The organism is Protofrankia sp. CiP1_Cm_nod4 (assembly GCF_982290645.1).
Genome location: NZ_CEVIVC010000070.1, coordinates 8,131 through 8,549 on the forward strand (window position 1 = coordinate 8,131; position 419 = coordinate 8,549).

Below are 419 nucleotides of genomic sequence, written 5' to 3' on the forward strand. Positions count from 1 at the left end.
GTCCGCTGGTGTGTCAGGCCCCGCCGGGTACGGTCAGGATCCGTCCGCTTACCCGACACAGAGCCGCCTGTCGCATCTTCCGCGTCCCGCGGCATGCCGCGACCCGGGGTGCCGCGGTCCGGGGTGCCGCGGTCCGGGGTGCCGCGGTCCGGGGTGCCGGGGCCCGTGGCTCACCTCGCCCCTGGCAGCCGGGGCACCGCCGCCATCAGCGACCGGCTGTAGGGGTGGGCCGGTGCGGACAGCACCGCCTCGGTGGCGCCGCGCTCCACCACCTCGCCGCGGTGCATGACGATCACCTGGTCGCACAGCCGGGCGACCACGCCGATGTCATGGGAGACGACGACCAGGCTGAGCCGGTAGCTCGCGGCGAGCGCCGCCAGCAGGTCCAGGATCTGCGCGCGCACCGACACGTCCAGGGC

The 419-nt window shown here is 75.4% G+C and carries 1 protein-coding gene; it reads right to left on the minus strand.

All coding sequences use genetic code 11. The annotated features are described in order from the left end of the window. Window positions 1–170: 170 nt before the first annotated feature. Window positions 171–419, minus strand: a 249-nt coding sequence (locus tag AC5LSR_RS14435; protein WP_493468560.1) for an ABC transporter ATP-binding protein, incomplete at its 5' end; no start/stop codon positions are given.